We start from the raw sequence: 10,162 nt of genomic DNA, 5'->3' as shown, positions 1-10,162 counted from the left end.
GAGCCCGGCGAGCCCGGCGAGCCCGGCGGACCCGGCGAGCCCGGCGAGCCCGGCGAGCCCGGCGGACCCGGCGGACCCGGCGTGCCGCCCGCCGGGCACCGGGCCGCCCCGCTGCTGCGCACCGCGTTCACCGCGGGTTCCCCGGTCCGGCGGGCCCGCCTCTACGCCACCGCGCAGGGTCTCTACGAGGTCTTCCTCAACGGGGAGCGGGTCGGGGACGCCGAGCTGACACCGGGGTTCACGCAGTACGACGTACACCTCCAGGTGCAGGCCTACGACGTGACGGCACTGCTGCGGGAGGGCGAGAACGCCCTGGGAGCGGTGCTGTCCGACGGCTGGTTCCGCGGACAGGTCGGTGTCACCCGGGCCCACGACCAGTGGGGCGACCGGGTGTCGTTCCTGGCGCAGCTGCACCTCGAGCACGCCGACGGCACCACCTGCGTCGTGTCCACCGACCGCCACTGGCGCTGGGCTCCCGGGCCGATCGTGGCCGCCGACCTGATCGCGGGCCAGTCCACCGATCTGCGCCGCACCCCCGTCGGCTGGGACCGGCCGGGGTACGACGACTCGGCCTGGACGCCGGTGGAGGTCGCCGACCACGGACACGCCGGACTGGTCGCCTCGCCCGCCCCGCCCGTGCGGCGCGTCGAGGAACTGGCCCCGGTCTCCGTGACCCGCCCGCACCCCGGCCGGCAGGTCTTCGACCTCGGCCAGAACATCAACGGCTGGGTGCGGCTGACCGACCTCGGTCCGGTGGGCACCCGGCTCACCCTCACCCACGGCGAGTGCCTGGGCCCCGACGGCGATGTGACGACGGATCACCTCCGCGTGGACATGCCGTTCCTGCCCGAGCCTCTCCCCGCCGGCCAGGTCGACCAGGTCGTCTCGGCCGGCCGCCCCGGTGAGGCCTTCGAACCGCGGCACACCACGCACGGCTTCCGCTACGTCCGTGTGGAGGGCCATCCCGGCGAGCTGACCGCCGATGACCTGCGCGGCGTGGTCGTCCACTCCGACCTGCGGCGGACCGGCTGGTTCGACTGCGACGACGAGCGGGTCGGCCGGCTGCACGAGGCCGCCCGGTGGGGTCTGCGCGGCAACGTCTGCGACATCCCCACGGACTGCCCCACCCGCGAACGCGCCGGCTGGACCGGGGACTGGCAGCTGTTCGTGCCGACCGCCGCCTTCCTCTACGACGTGTCGGGTTTCTCGGCGAAGTGGCTGCGCGACGTGGCCGCCGACCAGTGGCCGGACGGCACCGTCGCCAACATCTCACCGGCCTGCCGCACCGAGGGCCCGAAGGGTCCGGTGGCGCATCTCAACGGCTCGGCCGGCTGGGGCGACGCGGTGGTCATCGTGCCCTGGCAGCTGTACCTGGCCTACGGCGATCCCGGGATCCTGGAGGAGCTGTGGCCGGCCATGACCGCCTGGCTCGGCCGGGTCGAACGGGCCGCCCGCGAGGAGCGTCACCCGGAGCGGATCCGGCGCTCCCCCCGCCCGGCGCCGCATGAACGGTATCTGTGGGACACCGGGTTCCACTGGGGCGAGTGGCTGGTGCCCGGTGAGCACATCGGCGACCTGGAGGGGTACGCGGCCCTGGACAAGGCGGACGTCGCCACCGCCTACTACGCCCACTCCACCCGGCTGGCGGCGCGCATCGCCCGCGTCCTGGGCCGCGACGAGGACGCCGACCGCTACCGGGAGCTGAGCGAGCGGGTGCGCGACGCCTGGCGGACCGAGTTCATCACGGCCGACGGCTCGCTGCGCCCGGACACCCAGGCCCACCATGTGCGGGCGCTCGCCTTCGGCCTGGTCCCGGCCGGACTGCGGGCGCGGACCGCGCAGCGGCTGGTGGAACTCGTCCGCGCCGCGGACACCCATCTCGGCACCGGCTTCCTCGCCACCCCGGACCTGCTGCCCGTGCTCGCCGACTCGGGACATCTGGACGTCGCCTACGAACTGCTGCTCCAGGACACCGCCCCGTCCTGGCTCCACATGATCGACCGGGGCGCGACGACCGTCTGGGAGCACTGGGACGGCGTCGGCGCGGACGGCACCCCGCACGACTCCCTCAACCACTACTCGAAGGGCGCGGTCGTCTCCTTCCTGCACCGCTGCACGGCCGGGATCAGGCCCGACGAGGACGCTCCGGGCTACCGCCGCTTCACCGTGGCGCCCCGCCCCGGCGGGGGCCTGACCCGGGCCCGGGCCGAACACCACTCGCCGTACGGGCCGATCCGCTCGTCCTGGCACCTCGAGGACGGCCGCTTCCACCTCCGTGTCGCCGTACCGCCCGGCACCACCGCGCGCGTCGTCCTGCCCGACGGCGCCCGGTACGACGCCGGGTCCGGCACCCACACCTACGACTGCGCGGCACCGGACGCCGCCCTGACTCCCACGGGAGCGACCCCATGACCGACACCACCGAAACGGCCCGACACGCCCCCGCGGGAGGGACGGCGCCCCCCGGCCCCGCCCACGACCGTCAGCCGGACGACCTGGTGCGACAGGTCCTCTCCACCGTCCGGGGCGACGACGAGCGGCTGCGGGAGCTGATCGGCGGCCTCGTGACCCATCTGCACGCCTTCGTGGCACAGACCCGGCCCTCCGAGGACGAGTGGCTGCGGGCGCTGGACTTCCTGGTCCGCACGGGCCGGGCCTGCACCGACCGCCGCGACGAGTTCATCCTGCTCTCCGACATGCTGGGCCTCACCTCGGCCGTGGACGAGGTCAACCACACGGGTCCGCCCGCCATGACGCCCAGTTCGGTCGAGGGTCCCTTCCACTCCCCGGCGCCGCCCCGCCCGATGGGCGCCTGGATCGCCGAGGGCCCCGAACTTGGGCGCGGTGAGCGGGCCGTGGTGCACGGCCGGATCACGGACTGCGGCGGCAGGCCGCTGGCCGGCGCCGTGCTGGACGTCTGGCAGGCGAACGACACGGGTCTGTACGACAGTCAGGACGACGAGCAGCCCGACGGCAACCTGCGCGCTCTGTTCACCACGGGCCCCGACGGCGCCTACTGGTTCCGTACGGTCAAGCCCGCCAGCTACCCGGTGCCGACCGACGGCCCGGTGGGCGAACTGCTGCGGGCGCTCGGCCGTCACCCCATGCGTCCCGCCCATATCCACCTGCGGGTGGAGGCGGCCGGTCACCGGTCGCTCACCACCCATGTGTTCGCCGCCGAGGACCCCTACCTCGGCTCCGACGCGGCGTTCGCCGTGAAGGACGCGCTGATCGCGCCCTTCGCACCGGCCGCCGGCGAGGACACGGCCCGCCGGTTCGGCATGGACGGACCGTTCCTGGCGGCCGAGTTCGACATCCGTCTGGCCGCGGCGCCCGCGGCGGAAACAGGAGGCACGCGCGCATGAAGCTCGTCGGCATGGTGGATCCGGGCCGGGGGTCCGGCCGCAGGCAGGTCGTGATCGGCGTCGTCGTGGACGGCCGGGTCACCCCGCTCACGGAGGTGGACGACTTCTACGCCGGCCTCCCCCACTGGCTGGAGCGGGGCCCGCTCGGTCCGGCACGGCACGGTGCCGCTCGCGGAGGTGTCCCTGGCCCCGCCGGTGCCGGCGTCGGCGCGGGTGCTGTGCGTGGGTCTCAACTACCGTGCGCACGCGGCCGAGGGCGGCTTCCGGGCACCGGAGCACCCCACCCTGTTCGGCCGCTGGACGGCCTCCCTGTCGGTGGACGGCGTACCGGTCCCGGTGCCCGCGAACGAACCCGGCCTGGACTGGGAGGGTGAGGTCGTGGCCGTCGTCGGTGCCCGGCTGTGCGACGCCGACGAGAAGGAGGCCGAGGCCGCCGTCCTCGGATACGCCGTCTTCAACGACCTCACCGCCCGTACCGCGCAGAAACTCACCGCCCAGTGGACGCTGGGCAAGAACGCCGATCGCAGCGGCCCGATCGGGCCGGTCGTCACCGCCGACGAGGTGGGCAGCCTCTCCGACGGGCTGCGCCTGGTCACCCGCGTCAACGGGGAGACCGTGCAGGACGGGAACACCCGCGACATGGTCTTCGGGGTGCCCGAGCTGCTGTCCCGGATCAGCGCCACCCTGACCCTCCATCCGGGCGACCTCGTCGCCACCGGCACCCCGGAGGGCGTCGGCTACGTCCGTACGCCGCCCCGGCTGCTGCGGTCCGGCGACGTCGTCGAGGTGGAGGCCGACCGGCTCGGCACGCTGCGCACGCCCGTCACCGACGCGTCCGCGAGGTCCGGCGCGTGACCGGGACGGCCGTCCAGGTACTGATCGCCGGCGGAGGACCGTCCGGTCTCGCCGCGGCGGTCGAGCTCGGCCGGCGCGGCATCCGTACCGTGCTCGTCGAGCCGCGCACCACCGTCGACGACGACCGGCCGCGGGCCAAGACCGCCAGCATCCGCACCATGGAGCACTTCCGCCGCTGGGGCCTGGCCGACCGCTTGCGCACGGCCGCTCCGCTGCCCGTGGCCTGGTCCCAGGACGTCATCTTCTGCACCGCGCTCCTCGGCACCGAACTGACCCGGTTCCGCAACGTGTTCGGGCTGTACGACGGCCGCGACGAGCGCTGGGCGGAGCCGGGCCAGCAGGTTGCGCAGCCGCTCGTGGAGCGGATCCTGCGCGCGGCGGTGGCCGAACTGCCCTCGGTCACCTGCCTGACCGGCCACCGGGTCACCGCCGTCGAGCAGGACGAACACGCCGTGCGCGCCACGGTCACCGCCGCCGACGGCTCCGTCCGCGTGCTCACGGCCGGCTACCTGCTGGGCTGTGACGGCAGCGGCGGAGTCAGCCGGCAGGCCATCGGAGCGGTGTACGCCGGCTCGTCCGGCGAACGGCCCAACCTCAGCGTCGTCTTCCGGGCACCGGGCCTGGGCGAGGCCGTCGGCCTGGACCGGGCGGTGCAGTACTGGGTGGTGAGCCCCGAGGCGTCCGGTCTGATGGGCCGTCTCGACCTGGACGACCGGTGGTGGGCCATCGTCCAGCGGACCGACCCCGGCCACCCGGTGGAACCCGAGGCGCTGGTACGCGCTCTCGTCGGCGGCGGACACCCCGGGCCCGTGGAGGTGCTCGCCACCGACCCGTGGACCGCCCGCATGCTGTTGGCCGACCGCTACCGGCGGGGCCGCGTCTTCCTGGTGGGCGACGCCGCCCATCTGAACCCCCCGTGGGGCGGGCACGGCTTCAACACGTGTGTCGGCGACGCGGTGGACATCGGCTGGAAACTCGCCGCGGTCCTCCAGGGCTGGGGCGGCGCGGAGCTGCTGGACAGCTACCAGACCGAGCGGCGCCCGGTGGCTCAGCAGATCATCGCGAGCGGTGCCGCCCAGGACAGGCTTCTCGCCCCGTCCTTCGCCGACCCCGCACTCCTCGGGGACAGCCCGGAGGCCGGCCGCCGCCGTGCGCGGACCGCGGTCGCCCTGCGGGCCAAGGCCGGTGAGTTCCACAGCGAGGGCCTCGTCCTCGGCCAGCACTACGCCTCGTCCCCCGTCGTCGTCGACGACGGCTCCGCCGTCCCGCCCCTCACGCCCCGCGGCTATCACGGCCTGTCCTTCCCGGGCGCCCGGCTGCCGCACGCCTGGCTCCCCGACGGCCGTTCCCTGTACGACCTGCTCGGCGACGGTCTGACGCTGCTCCTGCCGGCCGGTGACAGGGAGCCCGGCCGCGCCGCCTTCACGCGGGAGGCCGCGGCCCGGGGTGTCCCCCTCACCACCGTCTGCCTGACCGGCCTGGCCTCGCCCGAACGCTACGGCGCCCCGATGCTGCTGATCCGGCCCGACCAGCACATCGCGTGGCGGGGCGCGGACGGCACGCGGGCCGGGTACGTGCTCGACGTCGTCCGCGGCGCCGCGCCGACGCGTCGACCACGCCCGAGGCGCTCGGGCGGCGGCGCGCGGTAGTCGGGCAGCGGGCGCCGGGGGCCCGGAACGCCGACCTGGCCCCGAGGGTGGGCCAACATCCCTTCACACCAGCGCAGTTGACGTCATGCGATCATCCTGCTCTCCGCTATGCTCTGCCTCGTTCGAACGAGTGACGACCGGCCGAACAAGGACCGGCCGAACAAAGACCGTCGAGCGGCGGCCGGCGGGCGCTCGGCCCTCCGGGAAGGAAACGTGAGAGAGCACGTGATATCGGGAAACGGCGACGACCAGGCGGCGACGCGTTCGCAGCGCCGCCCGGAGCGACTGATCGCCGATCGGTATCTGCTCCACGACGTGCTCGGCCGAGGCGGCATGGGCACGGTCTGGCGCGCCCACGACCAGTTACTCGACCGCCCGGTCGCCGCCAAGGAACTGCACCTCCTCACCCACGGCGACGACGAGCACCGCGTACGGATGCGCCGCGCCGTCCGTGAGGCACGCGCGGTCGCCCGGGTGCCGCACCCGCACGTGGTCGGCGTCCACGATCTGGTCGAGTCGCAGGACCGGCTGTGGATCGTCATGGAACTCGTCGAGGGGCCCTCACTGGCCCAGTACCTCGCCGAGAACGGACCGCTCGCCCCGCAGCACACGGCGGCCCTCGGTCAGCAGATGCTCGACGCCCTGGAGGCCGTGCACGCGGCCGGCACCCTGCACCGTGACGTCAAACCCGCCAACGTCCTGCTGCGCCGCGACGGCAGCGCCGTCCTCACCGACTTCGGCATCGCGGCCCTGGACGACGGCGAGTTCCTGACGACCACCGGCGAGATGATCGGCTCCCTGGATTTCATGGCGCCCGAGCGGGTGACGGGTTCGCAGACCGGACCGGCCTCCGACCTGTGGTCCCTGGGCGCGACCCTCGCCACGGTCTGCGGCGGCCGGTCCCCCTTCCGCAGACCGGGAGGGCCCGCGACCCTGCACGCGGTGGCGTACGAGGAACCCGTCCTGTCGGACCGGCTCGGCCCGCTGCGGCCCGTCGTCGAGGCGCTGCTGCGCAAGTCCCCCGGCGATCGCCCCTCGGCGGCCGCCGCGCGGTCCGCCCTGCGGCGCGTCGCGGCGGGGGAGGCGGACGCCGGGCCACTGCCGTCGGCGACCGTGCGGGTGCCCCGGCCGTCGTCCCCGCTCGCCGACGCGGACACCGTGAGCGGCGGCGACCGGGCGCGGCTCGTCCCGGCCGGGGAGACGGTGCCGACGGCGCGGCACACCACGACGCCCGAGCCGCGGCGTGGGGCGCCCCGCTCGTCGGGCGCGAAGCGGCTGTGGCGGGCGGCGGCCGGTACGGCGGTGTCGGCGGCGGCCGTCGCGGCCGGGCTGTTCCTCACCGGGGTGCTGCCGCTCGAGAGTGCCCCGAAGACGACGACCGTCCGTCAGGTCGTCCAGGCCGCGACCGGCTGGCAGCCGGTGACCGGAGCGGCCGTCGAGCGAGGCGACCAGGTCACGGTGCGCTTCGTCTCGGGGGAATGGACGGCCGACCACCGGAACATGCCCCTGACCGGGCCGGCCGGCTACGACGCGGACACCGACGCGCTGCTGGCCGGCGCGCAGGACTGCAAGATCGATCCCGAGGCGCCGTTCGGCACCCTGCTGGCGGTCCTCGCGGGCGACGAGGACTCCCCCGTCCACACCGTCGGAAAGACGCTGACCTTCAGGGCCACCGGGAACGGAACCCTTCAGCTGGGCATGAACGACACCGCCGGGTCCTGCTCCGAGGACAACAGGGGCACGCTGACCGTGAAGGTCAGCATCACGCGCGGGGGTTGACCCCTCCGCCGCCCGGCCGTCCGAACGCACCCGTCCTGCCGAAGGAAAGGGGCAGGAAACGCTCGGCCATGCGGGCGTAGCCGGCCGCGTTCGGGTGCAGGCCGTCGGGCAGGTCGGCCACGTCATCGGGTCCGAACAGTGTGGTCCCGTCGATGAGTCGGAGCCGGTCGTCGCCGTCCTCGCGGCGCTGCTCGACATGCCGGCTCAGCAGTTCGCGGATGCGGGTGAGCGTGAGCGCGCCGAACGCGAGTTCGGCGGGCCGGTCGACGGTGTGGACCATGCCGTCGGCGCCCACCAGCGTGGGCCCGGGGCGCTGTTCGGCGGCCGGGCAGACGATGGGGCTGACGATCAGGACCGGGGTGTGCGGGTGCCCGTCGCGGATCGTGTCGAGGAAGCCGTGGAAGGCCGGGACGAAGGCGCGTTCCCGCATGCTGTCGGCGTTGTGGACGTTGATGCCCAGTTCGAGGCTGATCGCGCTCGCGGGCAGGTCGCGGACGGCGCGGGCCATGAAGGGGTCGAGCTGGCACTGTCCGCCGAGGCCGAGGTTGACCAGGGACCGGCCGGCGGAGCGGGCCACGGCGGCCGGCCAGGTGGAGGTCGGACGGTCCGCGTCCGAGCACTGGCTGATGGAGCTGCCGTAGTGCACCCACAGCGGGCCGCTCGCCGGAGCCGGACGCACCGACGCCCCGTCCGGGACGCGGACGTCGATCAGCGTGACGGCCGGGGTGACGGGCAGCCAGATCTCCACGCGTCGTTCACGGGCCCGCGGGCCGAGGCGGAAGCGCACGGTCGCGGACTCGGCCGGCCCGGCCTCCAGCGAGCCGGTGGCGGGGTCGAAGAAGACCGGGCTCTGTTCCGTCGTCACCACCGGCTCGCGCAGTTCGCCGTCGACCACCAGGTCGAAGACGCTGCCGGGGGACGGCAGGCCCAGGGGCAGGACCACGGTCAGCCGGGCGTCGAGCTCGAGCTCGGTGGCGTCCGTGAGCATCTCGAACCGCACTCCCGACGGCACGGCGCTGTTGAAGTCGAACGCCCGGTCGGCCAGCCGCGCCCGTCCCGATTCCGGGGAACGGTGCAGGGTGACTCCGGTCGGGTCGGTGGATTTCCCGAGCGCGCCGACGACACAGTCGAGCGCGCGGTCGAGTACGGAATGCATGCGAGGACCTCTCGGCGGCACGGGTCAGGCAGGTCAGGTCAGGTCAGGTCAGGTCAGTCGTAGTCCTCTGTCCGGCATTCGTCGCGTGATTCGTCGCGTCGGGCCACGAACGGGTCCCGGCCTCCTGCCCGAGCGGTACGCGTGTCCTCCTGGAGGAGGACCCGAGGGCGGCGGCTCACGCACCGGCACCAGGCGGGAGTGCCGGCACCGGCACGCTGCCCCGGCGCACCCCCGCGGGCCAGGCTCCGCGGTCACCTTCTGGCCGTCGGGCGCGACGAACGCGATCCGCGCGTCGGCGCCGTCGGCGTCCGAGCGGAAACGCTCTCCGGTCAGGTCGGCCGCCTTCTGCGCCTCCCGCCGGGGACGAGACCCCCACGGGTTTGACGATTTCAGCGGGCCGCGAACCCTCGTGGCCCCCTGGTGGGCCCGGGGCCCGGGTGCCAGAGTCGGGGCCATGGCCATCGATGTCGCCGCCCTCCGGGCACGTTTCCCGTCGCTGCACGACCACGAGAACGTGGTGCGCGCCAGGGTGGAGGAGGGGCTGCGCGCGCTGGGCGGCGCCGTCACCGTCCACTCGGGGGCGAAGGACCGCACCCCGACCGTTCTGATGAGTTTCGAGGGCCGGGACGCGCGCGAGGCGCAGGCGCATCCCGCCGCACGGGATGTCGTGGCCCCGGCGGGCTCGTTCTACGCCCACGAGGCCTTCACCGCGCTGAAGCTCGACGATGCCGCGCTGCGGGTGGGACTCGCGCCCTACAACGACACCGAGGACGTCGACAGGCTCCTCGACGGGCTCGCCTCGTTTCTCTGACGTGTGCCGTTTCCCAACCTTGCACCGTTCGTTTTCTTGAATGGTTCGTGTTTATGAAGTAGGTTCGACGGCATGACAGCACCCCGTACACCGACCACCGCCGAAGAGCTGCGCGGTGTCGGCCTGCGGGTCACGGCCGCCCGTGTAGCCCTGCTCGAGACCGTCCGGGACGGCGACCACCTCGGAGTCGAGGCGATCGCCACCGGGGTGCGCGGCCGCGTGGGCCACATCTCCCTCCAGGCCGTGTACGAGGCCCTGCACGCGCTGACCGGCGCGGGACTGGTGCGCCGCATCGAGCCCCCGGGCAGCCCCGCCCGGTTCGAGGGACGTGTGGGGGACAACCACCACCACCTCGTCTGCCGGTCCTGCGCCGCGGTCGTCGACGTCGACTGCGCCGTCGGCCACGCCCCCTGTCTGACCGCTTCCGACGACCGCGGCTTCGCCATAGACGAGGCCGAGGTCATCTACTGGGGCCAGTGCCCCGACTGTTCCACCGCCCGCAGCACCTGAGCGCCCGCAGGACCCGACGCCTGCGGTACGTGAGCAT

The 10,162-nt window shown here is 74.1% G+C and carries 8 protein-coding genes; 7 read left to right on the top strand and 1 reads right to left on the bottom strand.

What is annotated here, in order from left to right; genetic code table 11:
* The 5 genes from ACFWBD_RS38200 to ACFWBD_RS38180 all read left to right on the top strand — a co-directional run.
* The coding region (locus ACFWBD_RS38200) for a glycoside hydrolase family 78 protein (protein WP_385677734.1) at positions 1-2,412 on the top strand (2,412 nt) is incomplete at its 5' end.
* Complete coding sequence (locus tag ACFWBD_RS38195; RefSeq protein WP_385677731.1) at positions 2,409-3,365, top strand: dioxygenase; 957 nt, start codon at positions 2,409-2,411, stop codon at positions 3,363-3,365. The genes ACFWBD_RS38200 and ACFWBD_RS38195, both read left to right, overlap by 4 nt.
* Positions 3,366-3,542: 177 nt before the next feature.
* Positions 3,543-4,220, top strand: a complete 678-nt coding sequence (locus ACFWBD_RS38190; RefSeq protein WP_385677728.1) for a fumarylacetoacetate hydrolase family protein — start codon at positions 3,543-3,545, stop codon at positions 4,218-4,220.
* Positions 4,217-5,869: an FAD-dependent monooxygenase gene (locus ACFWBD_RS38185; RefSeq protein WP_385677725.1), complete on the top strand. Its 1,653-nt coding sequence runs from the start codon at positions 4,217-4,219 to the stop codon at positions 5,867-5,869. The genes ACFWBD_RS38190 and ACFWBD_RS38185 overlap by 4 nt, the downstream gene beginning before the upstream one ends.
* A 213-nt stretch (positions 5,870-6,082) precedes the next feature.
* Positions 6,083-7,648 carry a serine/threonine-protein kinase gene (locus ACFWBD_RS38180; RefSeq protein WP_385677722.1) on the top strand — a complete coding sequence of 522 codons (1,566 nt, stop codon included), beginning with the start codon at positions 6,083-6,085 and terminating at the stop codon, positions 7,646-7,648.
* Here ACFWBD_RS38180 and ACFWBD_RS38175 read toward each other — a convergent pair.
* Entirely contained in the window at positions 7,632-8,804 is a 1,173-nt protein-coding gene (locus ACFWBD_RS38175; RefSeq protein ID WP_385677719.1) for an SGNH/GDSL hydrolase family protein, read from the bottom strand. The two genes, ACFWBD_RS38180 and ACFWBD_RS38175, sit on opposite strands and share 17 nt — an antisense overlap.
* A gap of 454 nt (positions 8,805-9,258) precedes the next feature.
* Here ACFWBD_RS38175 and ACFWBD_RS38170 point away from each other — a divergent pair, with 454 nt between their 5' ends.
* Both ACFWBD_RS38170 and ACFWBD_RS38165 read left to right on the top strand, forming a co-directional pair.
* Positions 9,259-9,615 (top strand): aminotransferase class V-fold PLP-dependent enzyme, encoded by a 357-nt coding sequence (locus ACFWBD_RS38170; RefSeq protein WP_385677716.1) that lies wholly within the window; start codon positions 9,259-9,261, stop codon positions 9,613-9,615.
* A 72-nt stretch (positions 9,616-9,687) separates the two neighbouring features.
* Positions 9,688-10,125 (top strand): Fur family transcriptional regulator, encoded by a 438-nt coding sequence (locus ACFWBD_RS38165; RefSeq protein WP_385677713.1) that lies wholly within the window; start codon positions 9,688-9,690, stop codon positions 10,123-10,125.
* The last annotated feature ends 37 nt before the right edge of the window (positions 10,126-10,162 follow it).

Source organism: Streptomyces sp. NPDC060002, from assembly GCF_042737245.1.
Classification (GTDB): Bacteria; Actinomycetota; Actinomycetes; order Streptomycetales; family Streptomycetaceae; genus Streptomyces.
The sequence above is the reverse complement of the archived record's forward strand: the minus strand, read 5'-3'. Positions and strand labels throughout refer to the sequence as shown.

What these genes read in the sequence shown, in the direction of transcription:
- ACFWBD_RS38175 (WP_385677719.1), bottom strand. Translation starts at nt 8,804, where the DNA reads ATGCATTCCGTACTCGACCGCGCGCTCGACTGTGTCGTCGGCGCGCTC.
- ACFWBD_RS38170 (WP_385677716.1), top strand. Translation starts at nt 9,259, where the DNA reads ATGGCCATCGATGTCGCCGCCCTCCGGGCACGTTTCCCGTCGCTGCAC.
- ACFWBD_RS38165 (WP_385677713.1), top strand. Translation starts at nt 9,688, where the DNA reads ATGACAGCACCCCGTACACCGACCACCGCCGAAGAGCTGCGCGGTGTC.
- ACFWBD_RS38195 (WP_385677731.1), top strand. Translation starts at nt 2,409, where the DNA reads ATGACCGACACCACCGAAACGGCCCGACACGCCCCCGCGGGAGGGACG.